This is a genomic window from Arthrobacter oryzae, assembly GCF_003634095.1.
GTDB lineage: Bacteria > Actinomycetota > Actinomycetes > Actinomycetales > Micrococcaceae > Arthrobacter > Arthrobacter oryzae.
In genome coordinates this window covers 103529-125678 of the sequence record NZ_RBIR01000001.1, presented here as the reverse complement: position 1 = coordinate 125678, position 22150 = coordinate 103529, and the positions used below count along the sequence as shown (strand labels likewise).

Genomic DNA, 22150 nt, shown 5'->3' with positions numbered 1-22150 from the left:
TGCCGGCGGCTGAATCGGCAGACAACCCCATTCGTCCTGGCGGACAACTCAGCGCCACTGGAAGTACTCGCGGTGGATGTTGGCTGTGCGGACTCCTGCAGAACGGAAGGTCCTCCGGAACTGCCTGAGCATGGGATCCGGCCCACCCATGAAGACCGAGAGCTTCCGGGGCGGGCTGTCCACGGCGGCAAGCACCTGCTCGGGCGTCAACCGGCCGTCGACGGCGGTGTCCACCAGGTGCACGGTCAGGCTTGGGTAGTCTTTCGCGATGGATGTGATTTCCGCGGCGAACGGGGACGGCCCTGCCGACGTGACAAAAAAATGGACTGACTCCCGCAGGTCCCCCTCCAGGGACCGCAGCCAGCTCAGGAACGGTGTGATTCCCACACCGGCGGCAATCCAGACCTGGTGTTCCGTTCCCCTGTGCCTGTCGAACCGGCCATAGGGCCCGCCCACCACCGCCGGCATTCCGGGCTGCACAACGTCAGGAAGCCTTGTTGTGTGGTCCCCAAGCGCCTTGACGGTGATACGCAGGTGCTGGTCCCGGGCCGAACCGGACATGGAAAAGGGATGGCGTTGCCAGCCCTGCTTAGTTTCCAGGTAGATCATGGCGAACTGGCCAGGCCGGAAGTCCAGCGGTTTGCCGAGCGGTGCAAGGCTCAGCTCCACCAGATCAGGGGCCACCGCTTTGACCTGGTCCACCTGGTAGTCGTGGTGCGGCAGGAAGTGGCGCGCCAGGAGCTCCCGGTAGGCGTAGAACGCCAGCCCGACGCCGCCGATGGCCACGTAACTCCACCGTAGCCCGGGGGCGGCGTCGAACGCGCTGGCGTCCAGCAGTCCGTGGAAGAACCCGGCCGCAACGAATATTCCCGTCAACCGGTGGAAGCCACGCCAGCGCTCGTAACCACCCAGCAGGCGGGCCACCAGGCGGACCGGCCGGGCGCTTCCGAGGCCAAGGACCAAGTCACGCACCCGCGCGGGGACCATTGTCCGCCAGCGCGGCAGGATGGCCCAGGCCATCAGGGCCGCGAGCCCGGAGATCCCGATGACGGCAAGGGTTTTCCCCACGCTGGTCGCCTCCGGGTTGGCTGCCAGCTCGATGTGCGGAAGCAGAAGGACGGTCCCGGTGATTGCGGCACGCCGGTGCCAGATGGCTGCGTGGTCAATCCCGCCGAACACGTGCTCCACCTGCGGAAGGGTGCTGATCAGGACCAGGGCGATGGAGAGCAGCAGGATCGACTCCCCGCCGAAGAGCTGGCCGACGTATCCGGCGGCAGGTTCCCCCGCGGGACGGGCCAGGAGCCAATACAGGGCGTAGGCTGCCGCGAGGATGATGATCACAGTGGGGCCGAGGCGCCGCAGGGGCACGCCCGGGAGCGACGTCAACGGTTTGGCTCCGGGCTGCGGAACTACCAAGAATCTCGGCTCCTTCATCACGGCTTGCTCGTGCAGCACCGCCTAGCCGTCATCCTAGGCCAGCCACGGGCGGCGCGGAGAACCAGGCACCAGCATGGGCGGTGGCTGTGCCGGGCCGATTGAGCAGCGTGCCCCGATGTGAAAGGTTTACGTCATGGCGAATCCCCTTCTGGACCCCAGCACCCTCCCCTACGGCCTCGCACCCGCTCCTCGTCATCCCGAATCATCTGCATAGGTATTCCGCTGCCCCCTCGATCTTGCTCTTGCTAAGCCTCAAGATGCCACGTTCCGGTGAGGTCAGGTTGTAAGGAGGATCATGGCGGCCGCACCGTGAGCACGCGGAGGAACGGGCCCGCTTTATGGCCGCTAGTGAAGCGGCTGTGCAGGAAAAGCCGCGGCTGATGACTTCCTTCGCGGCACTTGGCGGACGATCCTCCCGGGTGTTACCGATCATGGAGCACCAAGCTCGGGTCCGGGAGACTCTGCGGGTTCCGGGCTCGGGGCGTCATTAGGACAGAGTGCCGGGTAGCATCCAATCGAAGTCACGGGAACGCAAGTCCTGATCGTCGGGGCTGAAGGGAAGGACCCTGAACTTGCCCGCCCCGCGGTCCACGACGCCGTCGACCAGCTTCATGTCAGACCAGACCCCCATGACGCACGCCCCGGGGTGATGGCGCGCGTGATTGACCTCGTTGCGGGTGACGATGACAGAATCCCCTCGGCTCTGGGTGCCTTTGGCTTCGAGGTAGATCCGCTCCGTTCCCTTGTCGGCGACGGCATCGTATGGGGAGTTGTGACGGGTATCGGTGACAGCCCAGGAGCGGTCCCGGAAGTAGTTCATCAAACGATCCTGGGCGGCATCCTCTATCGCTTTGCGGACCTCGGCGTCCATCTGCAGCCCTTGGCCCGCGGCGCCGGGTCGATCCGCCGTTTCGGAATCCAGCGCCAAAGATGAATCTGCCTCTATGGGCTCGGCAACGTCAAGGCCCGGGTCATACTGAATGGCGTTCCTGCTCGAGTACACGACCTGTGTTCGCATCAGGGCTTCGCGGACCGGGTGCCCCTCTGGCAGGACGCGGCCGAACAGAGCCTTCTTCGGGGGTGTCGTTCCGGGAAGGATCTCGTATGCGGGATCCTCAAGTTCGGCGACCAGGACGACCCGGCCTTGATAATTGAGTGCTGCCCAGCGCTCAGCGGCAACTCTCTCTGCCAATAGTCTCCAGTCCCCGCGGTTGTTCTCCCAGAGATTTGCTGGTGTCGCCTCGGGGTCGTAGCCGTACCACGAGCGTCCAAGCGGATCATCGGGGTCGGCAGTCTTGCGGTCGCTGAGTTTGATGTGGATAACCATAAGTCGAGTATCACCGAACGGAGCCCGGGAAGCGTGCACGGCGGCGTCATTGTCGGACACAGCAGCCCGGACATCCGGGCCCCGCCTTGGTAGAGTCAGGCCCGCGGCAGGCGCCGCCAGGACGATAGGGGGAGTCGATGGGTTTGGTGACCTGGCTGCGGCAGCGAGGGAAGCGCGAACCTGGAAGGCCAGCGGTGGCACCACAGCAGCAACCGACGGAACGGCGCGTCATCTCCCTCTCGATTGGCTACAGTGGCTGCGTGGAGGTCGCGGGTACGACCACCTTTGCCAAGGAGGCCGTTGAAGACCTTGCTGCCCGGAAGGGCCTTGGTGAGCGCGGCTATTACCAGGGAACTGCCCAACTTCAGCGCGAGCCTGAGAACCCGGTCAACCCGCACGCCGTTTCTGTCATCGTGAATGGCGAGAGGGTCGGATGTCTCCCCTCCTACGCTTCTGAGGACGTGCACCTGCCGGTGGGTGTAAGCCAGCCAGTGCACTACCAGCTCCACATCCTGCGGGAGCAGAAGCTCCTGGCCAAGGCGTACGTGTGGCTTGGTGACGGCGAGCCCGAATGGGCCTACAGCAGGGAGAATCCGCCGGCGCTGACCGCTGGTCAGCGGATCAACAGCTCCCATGCGGAGAAATCAGCGATGGTTCGGGAAGCACTGGCGCGCGGGGGTGCGCGGGCGGCGCAGTTCCGGCGGGGCATGGTCGATGGTGTCCACTACCTGGAGCTCATTGAGCCAATTAAGCAGTTGAAACGTGAAGGCCGGTTCGAAGAGGCTCTGGTCCTCTGCTACAAGGCCATTGAGGGAGCCGAAGGCGATGCCGGCGACAGCATTCCGGCGCCCGGGTACACCGAGCAGGCAGCCATCGTCCACCGGAAGCTCCGCCAGCGGGACGAGGAGATCGCGGTGTTGAAGAGGTGGCTGGCACGGTGCCCGAAGACCCTCAGGGCCGGAAGTGGTATCGCCGAACGCCTCGCCAAGCTTGAGGCAAAGTAATGCCCGCCGGAGTGCAAGGACTTGCCGGCCTACAGCCGAGGGGCTGGAGTGAGGCCATAGGGACGCACATGGGCCGGCAACGGCTGTTGGGCAAAGCATTGGGGGCGAAAGCCGGCGTTTCGCAGAATTTCGTGCGGCTCCAAGTCCGGCACCGCCCGGTCCGGGTCCGGGTCCGGGGCCTACGGCACGGTTCCTCCTCCCCCGCCCCGTGCCCAGGCACCTGCTCCCCAGCCGGCACCCGCCCCAGCGCCGGTCCCTCATTCGCCCGCTCCCGCGTATCAGGCACCGGACCAGGCCCCGGCCCCGGTCGTCAGGGCGACCCCGAACAACGCCCCGCCAAGACGTGGGCGCAGCCGCAGGCTCCCGCAGCCCCGGTCCCCGGCACGCAGTACGGTCCGGCCATCGGCCCGCAGACCGCCGCCCCCGCCGAGGGGATCTCCAACTCCGTTCCGGTGAAGGCATCCCTGTCAGCGCCGGCCGCGACCAAGGCCGCCGCACATTCCGCCCCGAGCGCCAGTGCCATGCCGAGCCCGTCAGCTTCGGCAATGGCCTCGACGTCGACCACACCGGAGCCGGCGGTCGTGTCCGCCGAGCAGGCCTCCAGCACCGCAGTGTTCAACCCGGCACCGATCTTCATCAGACCGCTCCTAGTCAGACGAAGGCCCGGCCGTCCTGCAGCGGGCGGCCGGGCCTTCTCGTGCCGTGATCGACTGGTCAGGACTCCTCGGTGAGATCCACGACGTCGGACCCGGCGTTCTTCTTCACGGACTCGACCCCGTGCATCGCGCTGGCCTTGGTCTTGTAGCTTTCCGAGGACGCGATCACCTCACCGTTCTCCGCCTTCAGCCGGAACCGGAACCCGCCGGACTTATCCTTGCAGACCTCGTGTTTCCCTGCCATGGGATGCTCTTTTGCATCGATGGATCCGGCCGGTCGGCCGCTGGGGCACAGATTACTACCTGCGGCCCGGGGTGGGATCGGGAATGCTGGGATCTACGGCGCCAGCAGGGCGCAGATGTCCGTTATTTTGCCTGGACCGGTCATTCCCCCATTCGGGTATGCGGGTCCGAATTCAGTCCACGTCACTTGACCCACTGAGAGAAACAGGCCAGGTGTGCCGTAACCCGGTTGAACGTACATCACGTTCCACCCGGTCGACTTGAACACAATGTCGAAGGAGGGGTCGAACTGAAGTGCCACCCGGTAAGTCCCGTTGAGTTTGTAGGTGACCGTTTTCGGCGTCGGTGTGACAGATGTATAGGTGACAGTGGTATCGGCGCCCGTAGCTGTTACGACTGGATAGGGCTTGGAAGCAGGGGAAGGGCGGCTGTTCCAGTCGATGGTCTTGCTCTTGCCAGTCGCCGTTGCGTTGACCATGAAGTCGGGGCATTGGAATTGAACTGTGGACGGATCGTTGGGTGTCGGCGGGCCTGTAGTCGGTGGGTCGGCGACGGCGGCGCCCGTCCCCGCGAAAACGCCAAACAGGAGGGCTATCGGTATGAGGGCGCGTTTCATGAGGTTGCTCCTTAGTGGGTCTCGAAAAAGTCCCCCAGGGGAACGGGAAAATCCCTGACGAATGTCCGCGCATCATAGGCCCGCGCCGCGGCGTCAACAAACGTAGGCCCTACCTGTCCGACGATTAACCTTGGGCAGGCCCGCGGTGAGATGCACGCACCCGTCCGTACACATGAGGCCCATGACCCCACTGCGGTGACGAAGCCCAGAACCCCGCAACCTCGCCCGAACGCTTGCACGAGCTGATCAACCTCCCCGGTGACCGCGGCCAGCACGACTCGGACGGCGGCTGGTGCCGCGAGCACGTCGCGGCGAACCAGAACGTGGCCCTGGCGACCTTGCAGGAGCTCGCCGCCGACAAGGACGACGTCATGGCCCGCCGGAACGCCGCGAACAATCCGGTGCTCGATGACCAGAGCCTGTGGATGATGATCGAGGACAAGGACGACCTGACCGCCTACGCGGCCCGGGAACGCCTGGGCCTGATCCCCAAGCCCCGCCCCAACACGTTCGCCCGCCCCGTGAACATCCCGGTCATCGACCCGAAGTCCGGACGGATCATCAAACCGTGAGCGGCGGATCCTTCGACTACCTGTGCAGCCAGTACGCCTTGACGGACCTGCTGGACCGCACTGACTCCATCGACACGATGGGCCAGGCCCTCCGCAACGCCGGCCACGACGAAGCTGCCGCGGCCACGGAGTCCGTCCTCGCCGACATCAAGACCTTCGAAGAATCCATCCTCGCCAGGGTCCAGGCCCTGCGCGGCGTCTGGAAAGCCGTCGAATGGACCCACTCCGGTGACTGGGGACCGGAATCAATCGCCGAAGAAGCCTCCGCCTTCACCGCTAAGGAAGTCGCCTGATGCCCCGCGCCTACGACCTGATCGGCGGCGTCACCGCGCCCGCCGAGATCTTCCGGCGCCTCGATGCCCTGGCCTCCATGGTCGACAGCCTTCGGGAACGCGGGCTCCACGACGCCGCCGACGAGACCGCCGAGCTCCTGGAAGAATCCCGGGCCTTCGCCGCGACCATGCAGGCTCGCTCCTGCCGCTTGCGCCGGATCTGGAAGGCCGTCGAAGTGGATTCCGGACCGGCCACAGATACTGCCGCGGCCACCCGCAGCATCACCGTGGCGGCATTGGACTACCGCGCCGTCAAGGAACAGGGCAACCGGCGGGCCTGATACAACTACCGCAAGCACACTCTCGTTTTAATGCCCCGCGTCCCTTAGTCTGTTGCCGGGGGAAACAATCTTTGGACGGGGAAGCTGTCTCGGCCGGGTGGATCCCGAGATCACCGGCTCCGACAGCAGCGTCCAGCTGCAGAATCCGAGGTCCTGCAGTGTCCTGGAAACGCTCCCTGTCCGCACTGTGCACGGCCGCCCTTCTCTTGAGCGGCGGCCTTCTCGCCGCGGCTCCCGCCCAGGCCGCATACGCCACGTACGGGGCGATCGGCGCCTACTACCAGGCCCACACCGCGGCCCTGGGCGCCCCGACATCGACCGAACACACGGGCTTCAGCGACCGGGTCCAGGACTTCCGGAACGGATCGGTTTACTGGTCAGCGACCACGGGCGCCCACTGGGTCCACGGCGGGAACCTTGGCGAATACAAGGCCCAGGGCGGCGACAGCGGAAAACTCGGCCTGCCCCTGACCGATGAAATCAAGGCCTGCTGCTACGGCGGCATCTACCAGCGGTTTACGGGCGGGATCATCTACTGGGCAACCGGTGCCGGCTCGCACGCCGTCCATGGCGCCATCGGTTCGCTCTACGCCCGACAGACCAGCGAGGCAGCTCTGGGGTATCCGACCTCGGACGAAACGGCCGTGAGAACTCAATCCGGGGCGGACATTGTGACCCAATCCTTCCAGAGCTCCTTCATCACCTGGAACGGCACCCTCAACGCGGTGAATACCGATCCGACTCACGCGCATGAGATCCAACTCTGGCAAATCCGGGATAAGTACATGACCACCGGCGGTCCCTTCGTGCATGGCAACGCCGTGGCGGACCAGAGTGTCGTGGACGGGGATATGGTGCAGCACTTCCTTGACGGCAACCTCATCGTCGACTCTTTCCTTGGCACCCACGTTATCCCCGGCCCGGTGTTCGACTTCTGGCAGAAGAACGGGGGCGGCTACACGATGGGTCAGCCCACAACCGATGTTTATCACGTGGCTGGGTGGCCCGCGACGGTTGACTTCCAAGCCGCACGCGTCCTCTTCGATCCGACCTGCAACCCGGTCAGTGGCTGCATCCAGATGATCCACTACGGCTACAACATGCCGCCCGAAACCCCGCGAACTCCCACGCCCACACCGACACCCACACCCTCGGCGAGTCCGACGGACACGGCAACTGCTGTCCCGACGGATACCCCGACTGCGTCCCCGGCCGCACCATAGCGCCAGGCAATGGGAAAGCCCCTCCGGGCAGCGTTCGGCTCGCTCAATGTCAGGACGAAATGACCACCACCACCACCACCAGGAGTCACTTCTTTGGAGTCAACGAAGCGCCGGTCCGCTAAAGTCTGGTCCGCCGCCATTGCCGCCGCCGGAATCATGCTCGTCGGCATATCGCCCCTCTCACCGGCATTCGCTGCGACAGACCCCACAGTTTCGCCAACCCCAACGGAGTCTCCCACCGTCGCCCCGACGGCGGCTCCGACTCTCGTTGCTAGTCCGGCGCCAACAGCGTCCCCAACGTCAACGGCATCCCCAACACCAACACCGTCTCCGACCCCCGCCCCGACGCCAATCGAGGTCAAGTGGGCTTCCATCGGGGGCTCGCTCGGACGGCTCGGCAACGAAGTCGGCACCGAAGTCACCGGACTCGCCAATGGTGGCTCCATGCAGCTGTACGACCACGGTTCGATCTACTACACGGCAGCGACCGGCGCCCGCGTCATTGAGGGCAGCATCGGGGCCAAGTGGACCGCCGCCGGGGCCCAAAACGGTGTCCTAGGCTACCCGACGACCGACATCCGGTCCGGCCTGAAGGACGGCGGCTCGGCACAGAGTTTTGCCAGCGGCACGATCGTCTCCTCCCCCGCAACCGGCATGCGCACCGCCAGGGGAGGAATCGGCAACAGGTGGGTTGGCGCCGGGTCTCAAAACAGCTTCCTCGGATACCCGACGACCGATGAGATTGCCGGAGTCAGGGGCGGTGTTTATCAGAGGTATCAGGGTGGTTCCATCTACTGGAACAGCTTGCATGGTGCGTCGATCACGCACGGCGCTATCGGGGGCTTGTACGCATCGCTAGGAGCAGAACGCGGCCGACTCGGCTACCCGATGACCGAGGAGGCCGGTGGACTCAAAGGCGGTGGCGTGTTCCAGGCGTTTGATGGCGGCGACTTCTTCGGCGCCCACGATGGCGACATCCTGTATACCCCCCAAACTGGCGCTCACTTTATCCTCGGAGGCATCCTCCAAACGTGGGAATGGGAATACAGCTTTTGGGCAAAACTGGGCTACCCGATCACCAACGAGATGGGCGGACTCAAAGGCGGCGGCGCCTACCAGCTGTTCCAGCACGGTGCCATCTACTACTCCCCCGCAACCCGTGGCTGGCCTGTCCAAGGAGCGATCCGAAGCGCCTGGGCGTCGACCGGTGCAGAGCGCGGCCCCTTCGGCTACCCGACTACCGGAGAGTTCCCCTCCTTCGGCCAAATTGATCAGAGATTCCAGAACGGCTCCATCACCTACAGCCCGACTACTCATCGCATTACCTCCATGTACTCCTGGATAGCGAACTGCCCTTCCTGTCCTACCCACTATTGGATCCAATAAGCGCCGGCCATGCCCTGGGTGCAGAAGCCCAGGTCAAGGTCCCGCGTGTGCCACGGCCACGGAATAGCATCATGCCGTGAGTACAAACAACGAGGACTGGCCGGCGCACCCCGCATCGGCGGCTCGTGACGCCGGCCTCGCCAACGAGGCCAAGCACGCTGCCGACCCGGACGGCCAGACTGAACGGCACTTCCTGCTCGAAGTCACCGTCGGCGCCTCCACGGCAAGGGTTGAGGAATTCCACGTCCGCCAGGAAGGCTAAGAAGGCGCCGGACCCATCGAGACGATCGGCCCCTACGTCAGCTTCTCCCCCGATGACCTGACCCCGGAGATGGCCGGCGACACCTTGGTCGCCCTGACGCAGCTGCTCGAGCAGTACAACGCCCGGGCCTGACCGGGAAGCTTTCTCCCCCGTGCCCCACACATAGGGTGCATGGAACCCTTCCGCACCATCACGACCCCCGAAGAGCTCGCCGCCCTGCGCCACGACTCGATCGTCTGCCCGCCGCAGGTGCCTACCTCCGCGCTCCGAAAGTCCTGGACCAGCATCACGCCCAACCACGGCCGCCGCGACATCTTTGTCGGCTTCGAATCGACCCGCGAATGGAACAGCGACGAGGCCTGGCAGATCCTGACCATGCACTGCCCCGACGGCGTCCCCGAGGTCTGGGTGTTGTGGGACCCGGCCGCCGTCGCGCCGTAGCCGAGCTACTGGACCTCCACCATCCCGACCCGCCGACCGGTGACCAAGGCCCACACGACCCTGGGGCATACGAAAGCTGCAGTTACCCACCGCGTCGACAACCGCCGCGGCGCGGCCGAGGACATGTCGATCCAGGAGCTCAACCCTGTCACCGGCAAGTTCGAAACCCTGTTCGCCGTCTCCAAGGGGACGACCAAGACCTAGATGCCCTGGTAGGAGACACCATGCAACCGTTCCGTATCGTCCGTTCCGAGGCAGAGCTCGAAGCCGTCGCCCCCGGCTCCCTCGGCTCCGCCGCCTATTCTCTGCGGACCATTTTCGAGAACCAGAACACGAACGAATGGGTCGAACCCGGATGCGAGGAGACCTGGACGACCGCCGCCGTCTGGGAGCACATGACCGGCGCCTACGAGACGATCATCCTGGACGAGGACCGGGAAGTCTGGGTCCTCATCGACGCCGCAGCCCCGCAGCCGGTCCGCCCGCCGCGCGGCGCCGACTCCCACGACTTCCTCACCCGGGCCCAGCCCGGAGGCCGGGACACCGAATGGGTCACCCGCGCGAGCCTGGCCGACGCCCGGGCCGAGATTGAAGCCCTGATCGGCGCCGGGACCGCCACCGACAACATGGTCATCTACGCCCGGACGGACAAGGAACGCATCGATTTCTGCCCCGTCGGGCACGTCGAGGCCGGCACCTCCGCCGATACCTTGCCTTGGAAGGCCAAATAGCTGATCCTGTAGCCACAGCACCTGCTGTTCCCGTGACCGGAGGTTCAGCGATGTCCCAAGCCGACGACGTTATCCGCCACACCCGCGACGACCTGATCCAGGCCCTGGCCGACGAGCTCGGGTCCACGCCCGATGACCCCAGGATCCACGACGCCTACGAACAGGTCATCGACGAGATTGCCTTCGCGTCCTTTGACCCGGATGAGGTGTACTCACGGTACTTCCGCGACGGGCCCATCGCCACGGATCTGGACCTGCTCGCCGTGCGGGGCTGGGCCAAAGGCCGCCTGCTCCTGGACTGACAGCCGCCGGCCGGGGTGGTGAGGGCTGTAGCGGTCTCCGCACACATGACGGCCATGCCTGAGATCAAACGCCGCCCGGTCACCCCCGGCAAGATGAACAAGCCCGCTTGGTACCGCACCCGCACCGCGGAGCTTGGCCCGGACCATAAGGCCGGTGAAGGGTCGGCCTCCCTGACCACCGCCGACGTCTACCTGGACGGGCAGCTCATCGGCTCCGTCACGGGGGCGCTCAAGCCCAACAGCACCGTCCGCGACTGGACCCCGTCCCGGACCGGCTCCGGCGTCAAACAGCACGGCCCCACCCGCTTCCACGCCGTCGATGCCCTGGTCCGCACGCACCTGACCGACCTGCAGCAGCACCCCATCGCGCACCTTTCCGCCGCATAGGATTGCGCCATGGAAACTACCGAGGCCGTCCGAGAGCTCTGCGATGTCCTGACCGCGAAGGTCGTGGCCGCCCTCGCCGGCGTCGAGAATCCGGATCAAGTCGGTGCGTGGGGCGAGGATGCCCTGGCACCGACCCCGCCCGTGGAGCGGCGCCTCCGGTTCGCCCTTGAGGTCCTGCATGAAATCGCAGGTACTCAGGGGATGTCGGCCGCCCAGTCCTGGGCTCTGACCATCAATCCCCGCCTCGGGTACGACTCGCCCATCAAGGCGATCCGCGAGGACCGGTTCCAGGAAACAGCGGCAGCTGCCAAGGCCCTGCTCGAAGACGCCTACGATGGGTGATCCCCCTGAAAGGCAGACGTCGAATCGCCCCGTCGAGGCTGCGGTATGGAGTAAAGGCGTGGCCTCCGCCGTCGGCCAACTGGTTCCGCACGACAGCCGCCCAGCGCCTCATCGGCGGACCCAACAGGGTTCCGAGCTTCATGTCATAGGCTCGAGACCGGTGCACGGGTTTATCAGGCCGTGCTTGGCGGAGAGCATGCACCAGCGGTCGCAGGTGGCCCCGGTAGAGGCGGAACCCAGGGACGTGCCCGGGAAGGTAGGTGGTGCCGTCGTCACGGACGGCGATCATCAGCGGTGTACTCATGCGGAACATGTGTGCGGCAAGCCGCGCCCGCTCCACCGGTCAGAGCCCGGGGCGGCACTCCCCCTGGCCGAGAATGGCCAGACCGTTGAGGTCCCCGATCTGGTAACTGTTCAGGCCTGCGGAGTCGGTCGGGTTCATCAGCTGGGTCGAGTCGTGGACGTGGTCCAGCCCCACGACGTGGCCGAGCTCGTGTTCGATGGTGCCACGGGCCTGGGCCGGGCCCTCCTGTTTGATCAGGGACTTCAGGGCCGGAGCGTTCAATTCCAGCTGGCCGCTGACGTACGTGTAGTCACTGCCCCCGACGCTGACCGACTCGCTGCCGCCCCGACCCAGGACGGTGCCCTCGCCCTTGAGATCGGTGAAGCTGGGCTCCTCGGCCGTGGTCTCCCAGGCGATCAGCACCGGTGCCCACCGGTCCCCGTACCGGCCCGGCTGGTACGACTTGCGCTCCGAAGAGGGTGCCTCCGTGGTGGACCCGTCGTCGATGAATTCCAGCCCGGTCGCCTGGGAGACAGCGGTGATGGCCTCATGGATCAGTTCCGATCCGGCGGCGGGCGAGTTGGCGGCGCGGGTGATGTAGTGGATGGGCCGGCACGGGTCATACCTGACCGGCTTCCCGTCCTTGTTGGTATCAGTAAAGGCGTAGGCGGCGGACGTGACCCACACCTGTGCGGGCTGGCCGAGCGGTGTATCTGCCTCTTCTCGCCCCGGGGTCGGGTAGTCGGTCAACGGCTCAGATCCGTCGGCGGCAGCCGGTGGCCGGGACCCAGTGGGATCCGGGCCCGTGTGGTAAATCAGCGGCCCGTTCTCGCTGGTCCCGCCTTTCGAGGGTCCAGCAGAGAATGCCGGCGGATTCAAGTAGCCATGCAGAAAGAGGTTAAGGCCGAACAACAGCGTGCCGGCGGTGACGGCCGCGGTGATCTTGAGCCTGCCCCGGACAGGCCGGACCGGTCCGGGGCCGACGTAGGCGCGGGGGTCCCGATAGAAAGGGTGGGTGTTGGCCTGATGTGCGTCCCAGCCCGGCGGCGGCACATATGCGGCGTTGTTCCAACTCTCGGGCGCGACCGGGGCTCCGGCCTCATCATGCCTCCACAGCGGAATCCGCTGCTCTTCCCCTGGCTCCCCCGGTTCATTCATCGGCGCCTGTACCCCCATCGTCGTCGGTTCCGGTGTCAGCGTAAGGGAAACCGAACCGTCGCACCACGTCCAGGGCCGCTTTCACCCCTGCTTCATAGCTGTCGTCGAACTCGCTGGACCGCGGCTTGCTGCGCAGGCCACACCGGGCGGCACTGTATTCACGGTGGATCTCCCCACGCGCTTCGGTGAGCTTTCGCTCCGCAGCCTCCCGCCATGCCGCCGGCGTCTGTCCTTTGGACCGGCAGAACGTCAGCACGTAGCGGTGTCCGTCCTCCGGGTCGCTGAGCTGCATTTCCAGTTAGTTTTCCGCGTCCGGGAATTCCTCGAAGGCGGCTTTGATGACCGGGATCAGATTCTCTCCAACGCCGGCTGGGGTCAGCACGGACAGGAAACGATCCGTCAGGGAACAAGAAGACCCAGAGCCGGTCGTCGATTAGGGACAGCAACGAAATGGGCGAGGGGCGAAGCCCCGAGTCCTCTTAACTATGCCGACCCAGCCACCTCCGCCAACAATTCCGGCGGCCCACGGCGATCGCCGGCGCTTCGCCTGCGGCTCAGCAACCACCCGCCGGGGCGGGCCAGGACCCGGCCTGCGCTATCGCGCCGGCCGTCGGGGAGCGGCCGAGCGGATCAGGAGACCTTCACCGGGAGGAGTTCGTAGCTGTTGTCGCAGCCGCCGCGCGGCGGCGTGTGCCCGACCGTGTAGAAGTGATCGGTGACGGACTTGTCCGCCCGGGTGGCGACGACGCGGATCCGGGGGATGGGGACCGATGCGTTGGCGGGCTGAACGAACGGCGGCTTCTGCGGAACCAGCCAGCGGCCGGAGCTGTCGCGGGTGACCGGCACCGGGGTGCAGCGGTCATTGGTGCCGAAGCAGGCGGAGACGGCGAGGACGCCGGGAACACCCGACAGGTCGAGCTGCACGGCGTCCAGGTTGACGTAGCCCATGGCGGGGCAGGCCAACTTTTCCGGGGCGCAGCCGACGAGCATTAGCGGCGGCAGCATCAGCAGCGCGACGAGGGACCGGTTCTTCATGGCGTCAGCGTAACGCGGGACCCCGACGAAAAAGCAGTGCCCCGGTCAGAAAACTGGCCGGGGCGGGCAACGCGGAAGGCGAAGGGATCATGCCCGGGGACCGGCGCCCAGGAGCGTGACCCTGTCCTCGACGGAGACCGCAGCCCAGTGCGTGCCGGAGCCGATGACGACGTCGGTGCCGTCGGCGGCCAAGGCGGTGCCGTCGGCGGCCAAGGCGGTGACGTCGCTGGTGCGCGGGGTGAGGATGCAGACCGCGGCGCCGTGCGTTCCGGCGGCGGTCCGGGCGCGGCTGCTCAGCTGCACCGTTCTGACGACGACGACGCACGATTCCCTCGGCCATATTATCTGGGGGTAACGGGCTCTGGGCGAGAGAAATATGCCCAGAAGGGTTGAGCCACATATGGGGTCGGGTTCGCCTGCGTATACTCGCCATAACTGTGCCGCAACGGCGCACCGTATCGGGGGAATATGAGCACCGTTTTACTCGCGCCCGGCGTCGAGCTACCCGTCAACGGCAAGCCGTTCGGGGAGACTCCTGCACTCGAGGTCGACAATCTCCGCCGCCGCATGGTGCGGAAGGCCTGGACATCTGTCATCGTGTTTTTCATCCTCGCCGGCGCGGCGGCGGCAATCATCTGGCACGTCGGCCAGCCGTACTGGGGCAACTGGCCCCAGGTGGGTGCCACCGTAGTCAGCCAGCGTGAATATGTCGCGAAATATGTCGACTGCGACCTCGGCCTGAGCTCAGTCATCGACGGTAAGCCGCAGCGCAATCACGTCTCCGTCGGGAATCCTTGCAACAGGGCGCCCGCCATCGGCACGGTGCTCACCATGAGCTACTCACCCGACGACCACGGCTGGGTGAATCTTACGCGTTGTCAGTGTGCTGGGGTATTTACGGTGAGTCTCACCGGGGTCTGGCTGACTTTTCCCCTCGCTGGCTGCGCCCTGTGGACAGTGCTCGCCATCCGCCGGCTCCGAAGCGTGACCCGCCTCGGAGCCGCTCCGTGGCAGGAAGTCACCGGGATTGTCCGGTCCGCCTCCCTGAAGCCCGGCGGACTGGCTTTGGAGCTCGGTGTGGAGGGCGCGTCTGATGTCGGCATGAGGTTCGGAACCCGCGGCATCAGCTTCTTCCCCGTACCGACCGCCGGAAGCACGTTCACCCTTCGGCTGGCCGGGGATGGCAGCGGCAGGGTTCTGGTGGCGCTTCCCGGGCACTGGGGCGAGAGCCACGGCCTGATCTGGCCGGTCCGGACCAGAGAACCCGCGAAGTAGTCCAGGACCGCAGGAGGCCCGGCCCCAAACGGGACCGGGCCTCCGGAGATCTCTAGCCCAGCGGGCGTTCCTGGGCCAGCCAGTCGTCGACGACGCCGCGGATGTCCATCCTCCCGTCCAAGCCGGAATCCTCCTACGCCTTGGCCGCGAAGCCGGCGAAGACAGAATCAGTCGCTGGTTCAACAAGAACGGAACGCTTGTTCATGTAACTCGGAACAGGTTCAAATAGCGTGAAATCGATGATTGTGAGATGTTGACCCATTTGGAAGAACTTCCAGCAACGTATCAGCGGAATCCCGCGGGTTAGTTGTCCTGAAAACTGGCGCTAAAGCGGTCCGTCTAATTGGAAGTTTGTGGCGCCCGCCCCGTTCGGTACAGATCTTGGTGACCCCTTCAGTAATCAACTAAACCAGTACACGGTCAGCCCATGCCTTCACGTGAAGTAGTGATTGAGCTGGCCATCAGGAAGGCCAACGAAACATAGTGATTCGCCGGCCCCTGATGGGCTCTTCGGCTGCGCATAGGCCTACGCAGCGGCAACCAACATCTTTCGTGTGTGCGGCATGGTGAACGCCGCTCCTCGCCGCAATTCGTGGGCAAGTATAGACTCAATCTGGCGCGGACCCGGCTGGGGTCTACACGCGAGACGGGGATGCATCGTGGGCATTTGGGACAGACTGAAACAGGTCATCGACGGGGTGGCGCCGAAGACTTCCGAATGGCCGCCGGAGCAAAGCCCTGAGCCACCGGCGCAGGCTGTCCCCCAAGGGCCGGCTGCCGGTGAGTCCGACCCCCTGCAGGGCTACTCGGAGATCTGGGCGAGCGAACTCATCGACGGCGACACCTGCAAGAACTGCGCCTCCCACGACGGCCACGAGTACACATCGATGGCGGACGCCCGGGCCGACTATCCGGAGGGTGAATACCCTGCCAGCGGCTACAAGCACTGCACGAGCGACTCGGGCTGCCGCGGAACCCTCATGATGATCCGCAGCGGCTGAGACAGTCAGGTAGTTCTGAGCCGCTTCCGGCGTGCTGACCGGCGGCGCCCAACCGAGCTCGACGAGTTTCTCAACGATCGCCATCCAAGGCATCTGCGGCGGCTTGTTCGCCGGCTTCATGCGTTCCTCGTACGGCAGCTTGGCGAACTTCTCCCTCTCCCCCCGGTTGTCGATGAAGGTGTTCTTCGCGGCGACCTGGGCCTAAATGAGAGCGTCCTTGAACTCCGGTGAGGGCTGCTCGACGGGTCCCAGCTCGGCAACCTGTCCCGGGCGTTCACACGGTCGAGAATGGAAATCCGGGGAAGGACCATACTGTTGGAACCGCTCCGGGCGAGGAGGAATTCCGCTCCGGAACGCGGGTAGTGAGTCCGGGTCCGACACTGTCCAACCTGATGTGTGCGGACGGCCGAGGGCCGCTCCCCGGGGCTCAGGCGTTCTGCCAGTGGATCTTGATGGCGTCCGCGATGGGGCCCGTGGCAACTCGACGGTCAGGACGACCGGGGCCCCGTTCTCGTGTTCGATGTCGAAGTTGCGGTACACGCGGCCGCAGGCATTCCCCGGGGCAAGCTGTGGGCGGCCATCGTCGCCCAGTCCGAGGAGGCCCAGGACGCCGGGCTCTTCGACGACGAGGCCGGGGTCAAGGAATGGTTGGCCACCAACTGCTCGCCGCCAACCTCGGCTGACGGGAAAGGGGGGCCGAAAGTCCTATGTTCACGGCCGCCGACACCGCATACTGTTTGCAGGGGTCTGGGATGGACGTCACATTTCGGCGCGTCCCTGACCAAAAACCTTCAGCGGGCCGCAAGCCCTGCTGTCCAAATCAGGGGTGCAGCGCAGCTGCCGACCATAAATCCGTGGGGGAGATTATGGCTGTAATTGAGGATCCGGCAGCTGCCGGCGAAACGGCGTTCCGCTTTGCGGCTCCAATCTCCAGCACCGAGCATCGAAGGGACGTCTGGCGGCCCGGTTCGACCACGACGTCGGATGCAGCTTCACCGCTGAACGGCAGTATCTACGCGGACCCCGTCATCAGCCCGGCATCGCGGGCGTTCGACCGGAGTCTGTGGCCAACCCTGTATTAGCCAGGCCCGGACATGACGAGAGACCGGCCCGCCGTAATGGCTGGCCGGTCTCTCGTTGAAGCTTTAGAGCGGCTGGATGTTCTCCGCCTGGGGCCCCTTGGGGCCCTGGGTGACGTCGAACTGAACCTTCTGGTTCTCGTCCAGGGACTTGTAGCCACTGGAGGCGATTGCCGAATAGTGTGCGAACACGTCAGCGCTTCCGTCGTCGGGGGCGATGAATCCGAAGCCCTTTTCGGCGTTGAACCACTTGACAGTACCTGTTGCCATGCTGATTTCCTTCAAGGGTCGCTGGTCGGTTCCGCTTTTCGGATTGCCATCCCAGCCACTCACAACCTCGAGCCTATGTGTCCGCTCCCGCTGGGGCAACAAGTTGCCAACGGTTGGGCCTTCGAGGCACGCTGTTTCAGCGGCTCATCGGATAGCAGATCAAGTGGGCCGGGTCGGCTAGAGCTCTTCTTTGGCCAGGGCTTTGGTGGCAGCCGGCGTCGGCCGACCCAGGCGTTCATCGAGGGTGACGCGCAGTCTGGCCGCGGCCACCTGAACCCGGTGCTGGGAGGCGGTCGTCGAGCCCGAAACCTTCGCGGAGGCATGCCGGGGAGCATGGTCGTTCTTATGCTCCGATGTGCTGGTGCTCATCGCGTGCCCTCCTCGTTCCCTTCGGGGACTTTGCCTTCATTGTCGCCCATGTTGTCACCAGAGTCCACGACATCAGCGTTGAGCACGAGTCCCCTCCGTCGAAGAAAGTCGCCGAGTCGCTCAACAACCGGGTCCTCCGCAACGCGTTCTCCGTCCGGGTAATACGAATCCGCCAAGACAATGTGAACCGTTCGGTCCGGCTCGTCTGCTGCCAGGGATCCGCCGAGTTCGACTTCATCGGCGTCCGCATTGCCGTTGACCGTCTTCCAGGCAATGTCGAACAGCTCCAGCTCTTCCTTCCGGGCCAGTTCACTGCGGGCCAGTACCTCCAGGGTGGCAAGCCCCAGGGCCTTCGAGGCCTCGTCTTCCGACAGTGCCCGTTCCAGCGCCCACTGGGCCCGCCGCCACCATTCGGCCCGGCTGTCTGCGGCGGACTTCTGTTCCAGAGCCTTCCGGTCGGCTTCACGCTTCTGCTCGAGTGCGTTCCGGTCCGCCAGCGTGCGCTGACGCAGGATCCGCCAGTTGATCAGGGCCGCCACGAGAGCGGCCAGGAGCACCGCCGCAGGGCTGAACAACGCTACGTTCTGCCACCACTCCAGGGGCACGGGAGCAAGCTGGGCCGGAGACGGTAACGGTGTTGGCGGCATGGGTCCAGCCTAGGCCGCGGGCATGGCAGAGCCCGGAGCCGCCACGGGCGCGGCGTGGTTTCGGTGACAGGTGATCAGATGTCCATCCGCGCTCCTCAGCTGGATCACGAGGTTGGCCAAATACTGTGGAACGTGGCCATCCAAGTTGGGAAATGGCCAACTTCTGTGGAATCTCACATAGGCAACGAAAAGCCCCGCACGTTGGATTCAACGCGCGGGGCTTGTTCGAGGAGGAGGGAGAAAAGAAGGAGGAGGACTAGAAGTCCCAGTCGTCATCCTCAGTATTGACAGCCTTGCCAATCACGTACGACGAACCCGACCCCGAGAAGAAGTCGTGGTTCTCGTCCGCGTTCGGCGACAGGGCCGACAGGATCGCCGGGTTCACGTCGGTGACGGAGGCCGGGAACATGGCCTCGTAGCCCAAGTTCATCAGGGCCTTGTTGGCGTTGTAGTGCAGGAACTTCTTGACGTCCTCGGCCAGGCCGACGGAGTCATAGAGGTCGTGCGTGTACTGGACCTCGTTCTCGTAGAGTTCGAAGAGCAGTTCGAACGTGTAGTCCTTGATTTCCCGCTTGCGCTCCTCGGAGCACTTCTCCAGACCCTTCTGGAACTTGTAGCCGATGTAGTAGCCGTGCACGGCCTCGTCGCGGATGATCAGGCGGATGAGGTCGGCCGTGTTTGTCAGCTTGGCCCGTGAGGACCAGTACATCGGCAGGTAGAAGCCCGAGTAGAACAGGAAGCTCTCCAGCAGCGTGGAGGCCACCTTGCGCTTCAGCGGATCGTCGCCCTGGTAGTAGTCCATGACGATCTGGGCCTTCTTCTGCAGGTTCACGTTCTCGGTGGACCAGCGGAACGCCTCGTCGATCTCCTTGGTGGAGGCCAGCGTGGAGAAGATGGAGGAGTAGCTCTTGGCGTGCACGGACTCCATGAACGCGATGTTCGTGTAGACAGCCTCTTCGTGCGGGGTGATCGCGTCCGGAATCAGCGAGACGGCGCCGACGGTGCCCTGGATGGTGTCCAGCAGGGTCAGGCCCGTGAACACGCGCATGGTGAGCTGCTGCTCGTCCGGGGTCAGCGTCGCCCACGACTGGACGTCGTTGGACAGCGGGATCTTCTCCGGCAGCCAGAAGTTGTTGACCAGGCGGTTCCAGACGTCCACGTCCTTGTCGTCCTGGATGCGGTTCCAGTTGATCGCCTCGACGTGGCTAAGCAGCTTGACCTTCTCGGTCATGTCATCCCCTAAAAGTTGGGTTCTTCGTTAAGTTAAGCGTACGACGGCGGGCGGGCGCCCGCCGTCGTACTCAAGCGATGCTGGCTACAGCATGCAGCTGACGCAGCCGTCCACCTCGGTCCCTTCCAGCGCGAGCTGGCGGAGACGGATGTAGTAGATGGTCTTGATGCCCTTCTTCCAGGCATAGATCTGGGCCTTGTTGATGTCGCGCGTGGTGGCGGTGTCCTTGAAGAACAGCGTCAGGGACAGGCCCTGGTCCACGTGCTGCGTGGCCGCGGCGTAGGTGTCGATGACCTTCTCGTAGCCGATCTCGTACGCGTCCTGGTAGTACTCCAGGTTGTCGTTCGTCAGGTACGGCGCCGGGTAGTACACGCGGCCCAGCTTGCCTTCCTTGCGGATCTCGATCTTGGACGCCACCGGGTGGATCGAGGAGGTGGAGTTGTTGATGTAGGAGATCGAGCCAGTGGGCGGGACAGCCTGCAGGTTCTGGTTGTAGATGCCGTGCTCCATGACGGAGGCCTTGAGCTCGCGCCAGTCATCCTGGGTGGGGATGTGGATGTTCTTGAACAGCTCCGCGACCTTGGCGGTCTGCGGGACCCATTCCTGGTTCGTGTACTTGTCGAAGAACTCGCCGGAGGCGTACTTCGACTTCTCGAAACCACCGAACGTCTGGCCGGTCTGGATGGCCAGCCGGTTGGAGGCGCGGACCGCGTGGTACACCACCGAGTAGAAGTAGATGTTGGTGAAGTCCAGGCCCTCTTCGGAACCGTAGTGGACCCGCTCGCGGGCCAGGTAGCCGTGCAGGTTCATCTGGCCGAGGCCGATCGCGTGGCTTTGATCGTTGCCGCGGGCAATCGAGGGCACCGAGGTGATGTTGGACATGTCCGAGACGGCCGAGAGGGACCGGATGGCCGTCTCGATGGTCAGGCCGAAGTCCGGCGAGTCCATGGTCTTGGCGATGTTCAGCGAGCCCAGGTTGCAGGAGATGTCCTTGCCGGTCTGGTCGTAGGACAGGTCATCGTGGTACGTGGTGGGCTGGGAGACCTGAAGGATCTCCGAGCACAGGTTGGACATGATGATCTTGCCGTCGATCGGGTTTTCCCGGTTCACGGTGTCCTCGAACATGATGTACGGGTAGCCGGATTCGAACTGGATCTCGGCGAGGGTCTGGAAGAACTCGCGCGCCTTGATCTTGGTCTTCTTGATCCGGGAATCGTCCACCATCTCGTAGTACTTCTCGGTAACCGAGACGTCGGAGAACGGCATGCCGTAGACCTTTTCGACGTCGTACGGGGAGAACAGGTACATGTCCTCGTCCCGCTTGGCCAGCTCGAAGGTGATGTCCGGGATGACGACGCCGAGCGAGAGGGTCTTGATGCGGATCTTCTCGTCCGCGTTCTCGCGCTTGGTGTCCAGGAAGCGGTAGATGTCCGGGTGGTGCGCGTGCAGGTACACCGCGCCGGCACCCTGGCGGGCACCGAGCTGGTTGGCGTAGGAGAAGCTGTCCTCGAGGAGCTTCATCACGGGGATGACGCCGGAGGACTGGTTCTCGATCTGCTTGATCGGCGCGCCGACCTCGCGGATGTTGGTCAGCGCGAAGGCCACGCCGCCGCCGCGCTTGGACAGCTGCAGGGCGGAGTTGATGGACCGGCCGATCGATTCCATGTTGTCTTCGATGCGGAGCAGGAAGCAGGAGACCAGCTCGCCGCGCTGCTTCTTGCCGGCGTTCAGGAACGTCGGGGTGGCAGGCTGGAAGCGGCCTTCGATGATCTCGTCCACCATCTGGGTGGCGAGCTTCTCGTCGCCGCGGGCCAGGTGCAGGGCCACCATGCAGACGCGGTCCTCGTAGCGCTCCAGGAAGCGCTTTCCGTCGAACGTCTTCAGCGTGTAGGAGGTGTAGAACTTGAACGCGCCGAGGAAGGTCTCGAAGCGGAACTTCTTCTTGTACGCGCGGTTGTAGAGCTCGCGGATGAAGTTCATCGTGTACTGGTCGAGGGTTTCGCGCTCGTAGTACTCGTTCTTGACGAGGTAGTCGAGCTTTTCCTCGAGGTCGTGGAAGAACACGGTGTTGTTGTTCACGTGCTGCAGGAAGTACTGGTGCGCGGCCTCACGGTCCGCCTCGAACTGAATCTCCCCGTTGGGGCCGTAGAGGTTCAGCATGGCGTTGAGCTCGTGGTAGCCCAGGCCCTTGTACGCGGCCGGCATCTCGTGCTTGTCCTGCTTCTCGACGGCAGTGCCGGCGTGCAGGCCCGCGCCCTCG

29 protein-coding genes are annotated in these 22150 nt (G+C 64.8%); 15 read left to right on the top strand and 14 right to left on the bottom strand.

What is annotated here, in order from left to right:
- Positions 1-48 precede the first annotated feature (48 nt).
- Both C8D78_RS00655 and C8D78_RS00650 read right to left on the bottom strand, forming a co-directional pair.
- Positions 49-1434: a ferredoxin reductase family protein gene (locus tag C8D78_RS00655; RefSeq protein WP_120950616.1), complete on the bottom strand. Its 1386-nt coding sequence runs from the start codon at positions 1432-1434 to the stop codon at positions 49-51.
- Positions 1435-1924: 490 nt separating this feature from the next.
- Complete coding sequence (locus tag C8D78_RS00650; protein ID WP_120949975.1) at positions 1925-2764, bottom strand: protein NO VEIN domain-containing protein; 840 nt, start codon at positions 2762-2764, stop codon at positions 1925-1927.
- A 260-nt stretch (positions 2765-3024) separates the two neighbouring features.
- Here C8D78_RS00650 and C8D78_RS00645 point away from each other — a divergent pair, with 260 nt between their 5' ends.
- Positions 3025-3768: a hypothetical protein gene (locus C8D78_RS00645; RefSeq protein WP_147429506.1), complete on the top strand. Its 744-nt coding sequence runs from the start codon at positions 3025-3027 to the stop codon at positions 3766-3768.
- Positions 3769-4078: 310 nt separating this feature from the next.
- Here the strand turns inward: C8D78_RS00645 and C8D78_RS00635 are convergent, their stop codons facing one another.
- The 3 genes from C8D78_RS00635 to C8D78_RS19545 form a co-directional block, all read right to left on the bottom strand.
- Positions 4079-4405: a hypothetical protein gene (locus tag C8D78_RS00635; protein WP_120949973.1), complete on the bottom strand. Its 327-nt coding sequence runs from the start codon at positions 4403-4405 to the stop codon at positions 4079-4081.
- A gap of 77 nt (positions 4406-4482) precedes the next feature.
- A complete protein-coding gene (locus tag C8D78_RS00630) occupies positions 4483-4668 on the bottom strand; it encodes a YegP family protein (RefSeq protein WP_120949972.1) in 186 nt (61 codons plus the stop codon).
- A gap of 93 nt (positions 4669-4761) precedes the next feature.
- On the bottom strand, positions 4762-5283 hold the full coding sequence (locus tag C8D78_RS19545) for a hypothetical protein (protein WP_147429505.1): 522 nt from the start codon (positions 5281-5283) through the stop codon (positions 4762-4764).
- 233 nt (positions 5284-5516) lie between these two features.
- On the opposite strand from C8D78_RS19545, the gene C8D78_RS00625 reads away from it, so the two are divergent.
- The 12 genes from C8D78_RS00625 to C8D78_RS00580 all read left to right on the top strand — a co-directional run bounded on the left by C8D78_RS00625 (position 5517) and on the right by C8D78_RS00580 (position 11542).
- Positions 5517-5855 carry a hypothetical protein gene (locus C8D78_RS00625; RefSeq protein WP_120949971.1) on the top strand — a complete coding sequence of 113 codons (339 nt, stop codon included), beginning with the start codon at positions 5517-5519 and terminating at the stop codon, positions 5853-5855.
- Positions 5852-6148 (top strand): hypothetical protein, encoded by a 297-nt coding sequence (locus C8D78_RS00620; protein WP_120949970.1) that lies wholly within the window; start codon positions 5852-5854, stop codon positions 6146-6148. Before C8D78_RS00625 ends, C8D78_RS00620 begins: the two co-directional genes overlap by 4 nt.
- A complete protein-coding gene (locus C8D78_RS19540) occupies positions 6148-6468 on the top strand; it encodes a hypothetical protein (protein WP_147429504.1) in 321 nt (106 codons plus the stop codon). Before C8D78_RS00620 ends, C8D78_RS19540 begins: the two co-directional genes overlap by 1 nt.
- Before the next feature lie 158 nt (positions 6469-6626).
- On the top strand, positions 6627-7691 hold the full coding sequence (locus C8D78_RS20040; RefSeq protein ID WP_147429503.1) for an LGFP repeat-containing protein: 1065 nt from the start codon (positions 6627-6629) through the stop codon (positions 7689-7691).
- Positions 7692-7847: 156 nt separating this feature from the next.
- Positions 7848-9077, top strand: a complete 1230-nt coding sequence (locus C8D78_RS00610) for a hypothetical protein (protein ID WP_279629517.1) — start codon at positions 7848-7850, stop codon at positions 9075-9077.
- 76 nt (positions 9078-9153) lie between these two features.
- Positions 9154-9339 (top strand): hypothetical protein, encoded by a 186-nt coding sequence (locus tag C8D78_RS00605; protein WP_120949967.1) that lies wholly within the window; start codon positions 9154-9156, stop codon positions 9337-9339.
- 171 nt (positions 9340-9510) lie between these two features.
- Positions 9511-9780 carry a hypothetical protein gene (locus C8D78_RS00600; RefSeq protein ID WP_120949966.1) on the top strand — a complete coding sequence of 90 codons (270 nt, stop codon included), beginning with the start codon at positions 9511-9513 and terminating at the stop codon, positions 9778-9780.
- A 39-nt stretch (positions 9781-9819) separates the two neighbouring features.
- On the top strand, positions 9820-9984 hold the full coding sequence (locus C8D78_RS19620) for a hypothetical protein (protein ID WP_167467815.1): 165 nt from the start codon (positions 9820-9822) through the stop codon (positions 9982-9984).
- Positions 9985-10004: 20 nt separating this feature from the next.
- Positions 10005-10511 carry a hypothetical protein gene (locus tag C8D78_RS00595; RefSeq protein ID WP_120949965.1) on the top strand — a complete coding sequence of 169 codons (507 nt, stop codon included), beginning with the start codon at positions 10005-10007 and terminating at the stop codon, positions 10509-10511.
- Between the two features lie 50 nt (positions 10512-10561).
- Positions 10562-10813, top strand: a complete 252-nt coding sequence (locus C8D78_RS00590; protein WP_120949964.1) for a hypothetical protein — start codon at positions 10562-10564, stop codon at positions 10811-10813.
- A 54-nt stretch (positions 10814-10867) separates the two neighbouring features.
- On the top strand, positions 10868-11200 hold the full coding sequence (locus C8D78_RS00585) for a hypothetical protein (RefSeq protein WP_120949963.1): 333 nt from the start codon (positions 10868-10870) through the stop codon (positions 11198-11200).
- Between the two features lie 9 nt (positions 11201-11209).
- Positions 11210-11542, top strand: a complete 333-nt coding sequence (locus C8D78_RS00580) for an XRE family transcriptional regulator (RefSeq protein ID WP_120949962.1) — start codon at positions 11210-11212, stop codon at positions 11540-11542.
- Between the two features lie 343 nt (positions 11543-11885).
- Here C8D78_RS00580 and C8D78_RS00575 read toward each other — a convergent pair whose 3' ends face one another.
- The 4 genes from C8D78_RS00575 to C8D78_RS00560 all read right to left on the bottom strand — a co-directional run bounded on the left by C8D78_RS00575 (position 11886) and on the right by C8D78_RS00560 (position 14321).
- Positions 11886-12983 (bottom strand): zinc metalloprotease, encoded by a 1098-nt coding sequence (locus tag C8D78_RS00575; RefSeq protein WP_120949961.1) that lies wholly within the window; start codon positions 12981-12983, stop codon positions 11886-11888.
- Positions 12976-13275, bottom strand: a complete 300-nt coding sequence (locus tag C8D78_RS00570) for a hypothetical protein (RefSeq protein ID WP_120949960.1) — start codon at positions 13273-13275, stop codon at positions 12976-12978. Before C8D78_RS00570 ends, C8D78_RS00575 begins: the two co-directional genes overlap by 8 nt.
- Positions 13276-13613: 338 nt before the next feature.
- The gene (locus C8D78_RS00565; RefSeq protein ID WP_120949959.1) at positions 13614-14018 is read right to left on the bottom strand and encodes a hypothetical protein; all 405 of its coding nucleotides are present in this window, start codon (positions 14016-14018) and stop codon (positions 13614-13616) included.
- A gap of 87 nt (positions 14019-14105) precedes the next feature.
- Complete coding sequence (locus tag C8D78_RS00560) at positions 14106-14321, bottom strand: hypothetical protein (protein WP_120949958.1); 216 nt, start codon at positions 14319-14321, stop codon at positions 14106-14108.
- 165 nt (positions 14322-14486) lie between these two features.
- On the opposite strand from C8D78_RS00560, the gene C8D78_RS00555 reads away from it, so the two are divergent.
- Positions 14487-15293: a hypothetical protein gene (locus C8D78_RS00555; RefSeq protein WP_120949957.1), complete on the top strand. Its 807-nt coding sequence runs from the start codon at positions 14487-14489 to the stop codon at positions 15291-15293.
- 659 nt (positions 15294-15952) lie between these two features.
- Positions 15953-16294 (top strand): hypothetical protein, encoded by a 342-nt coding sequence (locus tag C8D78_RS00550; RefSeq protein WP_120949956.1) that lies wholly within the window; start codon positions 15953-15955, stop codon positions 16292-16294.
- A gap of 1145 nt (positions 16295-17439) precedes the next feature.
- Here the strand turns inward: C8D78_RS00550 and C8D78_RS00540 are convergent.
- The 5 genes from C8D78_RS00540 to nrdE all read right to left on the bottom strand — a co-directional run bounded on the left by C8D78_RS00540 (position 17440) and on the right by nrdE (position 22095).
- A complete protein-coding gene (locus C8D78_RS00540) occupies positions 17440-17643 on the bottom strand; it encodes a cold-shock protein (RefSeq protein WP_120949954.1) in 204 nt (67 codons plus the stop codon).
- Between the two features lie 177 nt (positions 17644-17820).
- On the bottom strand, positions 17821-18012 hold the full coding sequence (locus C8D78_RS00535; protein ID WP_120949953.1) for a hypothetical protein: 192 nt from the start codon (positions 18010-18012) through the stop codon (positions 17821-17823).
- Entirely contained in the window at positions 18009-18659 is a 651-nt protein-coding gene (locus C8D78_RS00530; protein ID WP_147429502.1) for a hypothetical protein, read from the bottom strand. Before C8D78_RS00530 ends, C8D78_RS00535 begins: the two co-directional genes overlap by 4 nt.
- A 256-nt stretch (positions 18660-18915) precedes the next feature.
- Entirely contained in the window at positions 18916-19890 is a 975-nt protein-coding gene (gene nrdF / locus C8D78_RS00525) for a class 1b ribonucleoside-diphosphate reductase subunit beta (protein WP_120949951.1), read from the bottom strand.
- Positions 19891-19974: 84 nt separating this feature from the next.
- A complete protein-coding gene (nrdE, locus tag C8D78_RS00520; RefSeq protein WP_120950614.1) occupies positions 19975-22095 on the bottom strand; it encodes a class 1b ribonucleoside-diphosphate reductase subunit alpha in 2121 nt (706 codons plus the stop codon).
- Between the last annotated feature and the right edge of the window lie 55 nt (positions 22096-22150).

Excerpts from the sequence above, each read along its gene's own strand:
- C8D78_RS00540 (WP_120949954.1), bottom strand. The coding sequence starts at position 17,643 with ATGGCAACAGGTACTGTCAAGTGGTTCAACGCCGAAAAGGGCTTCGGA.
- C8D78_RS19540 (WP_147429504.1), top strand. The coding sequence starts at position 6,148 with ATGCCCCGCGCCTACGACCTGATCGGCGGCGTCACCGCGCCCGCCGAG.
- C8D78_RS00650 (WP_120949975.1), bottom strand. The coding sequence starts at position 2,764 with ATGGTTATCCACATCAAACTCAGCGACCGCAAGACTGCCGACCCCGAT.
- C8D78_RS00585 (WP_120949963.1), top strand. The coding sequence starts at position 10,868 with ATGCCTGAGATCAAACGCCGCCCGGTCACCCCCGGCAAGATGAACAAG.
- C8D78_RS00600 (WP_120949966.1), top strand. The coding sequence starts at position 9,511 with ATGGAACCCTTCCGCACCATCACGACCCCCGAAGAGCTCGCCGCCCTG.
- C8D78_RS00630 (WP_120949972.1), bottom strand. The coding sequence starts at position 4,668 with ATGGCAGGGAAACACGAGGTCTGCAAGGATAAGTCCGGCGGGTTCCGG.
- C8D78_RS00595 (WP_120949965.1), top strand. The coding sequence starts at position 10,005 with ATGCAACCGTTCCGTATCGTCCGTTCCGAGGCAGAGCTCGAAGCCGTC.
- C8D78_RS00530 (WP_147429502.1), bottom strand. The coding sequence starts at position 18,659 with ATGCCGCCAACACCGTTACCGTCTCCGGCCCAGCTTGCTCCCGTGCCC.
- C8D78_RS00535 (WP_120949953.1), bottom strand. The coding sequence starts at position 18,012 with ATGAGCACCAGCACATCGGAGCATAAGAACGACCATGCTCCCCGGCAT.
- C8D78_RS00655 (WP_120950616.1), bottom strand. The coding sequence starts at position 1,434 with ATGAAGGAGCCGAGATTCTTGGTAGTTCCGCAGCCCGGAGCCAAACCG.
- C8D78_RS00565 (WP_120949959.1), bottom strand. The coding sequence starts at position 14,018 with ATGAAGAACCGGTCCCTCGTCGCGCTGCTGATGCTGCCGCCGCTAATG.
- C8D78_RS00610 (WP_279629517.1), top strand. The coding sequence starts at position 7,848 with ATGCTCGTCGGCATATCGCCCCTCTCACCGGCATTCGCTGCGACAGAC.
- nrdE (WP_120950614.1), bottom strand. The coding sequence starts at position 22,095 with ATGCCGGCCGCGTACAAGGGCCTGGGCTACCACGAGCTCAACGCCATG.
- C8D78_RS00555 (WP_120949957.1), top strand. The coding sequence starts at position 14,487 with ATGAGCACCGTTTTACTCGCGCCCGGCGTCGAGCTACCCGTCAACGGC.
- nrdF (WP_120949951.1), bottom strand. The coding sequence starts at position 19,890 with ATGACCGAGAAGGTCAAGCTGCTTAGCCACGTCGAGGCGATCAACTGG.
- C8D78_RS00575 (WP_120949961.1), bottom strand. The coding sequence starts at position 12,983 with ATGAATGAACCGGGGGAGCCAGGGGAAGAGCAGCGGATTCCGCTGTGG.
- C8D78_RS00635 (WP_120949973.1), bottom strand. The coding sequence starts at position 4,405 with ATGAAGATCGGTGCCGGGTTGAACACTGCGGTGCTGGAGGCCTGCTCG.
- C8D78_RS19545 (WP_147429505.1), bottom strand. The coding sequence starts at position 5,283 with ATGAAACGCGCCCTCATACCGATAGCCCTCCTGTTTGGCGTTTTCGCG.
- C8D78_RS00570 (WP_120949960.1), bottom strand. The coding sequence starts at position 13,275 with ATGCAGCTCAGCGACCCGGAGGACGGACACCGCTACGTGCTGACGTTC.
- C8D78_RS00590 (WP_120949964.1), top strand. The coding sequence starts at position 10,562 with ATGTCCCAAGCCGACGACGTTATCCGCCACACCCGCGACGACCTGATC.
- C8D78_RS00580 (WP_120949962.1), top strand. The coding sequence starts at position 11,210 with ATGGAAACTACCGAGGCCGTCCGAGAGCTCTGCGATGTCCTGACCGCG.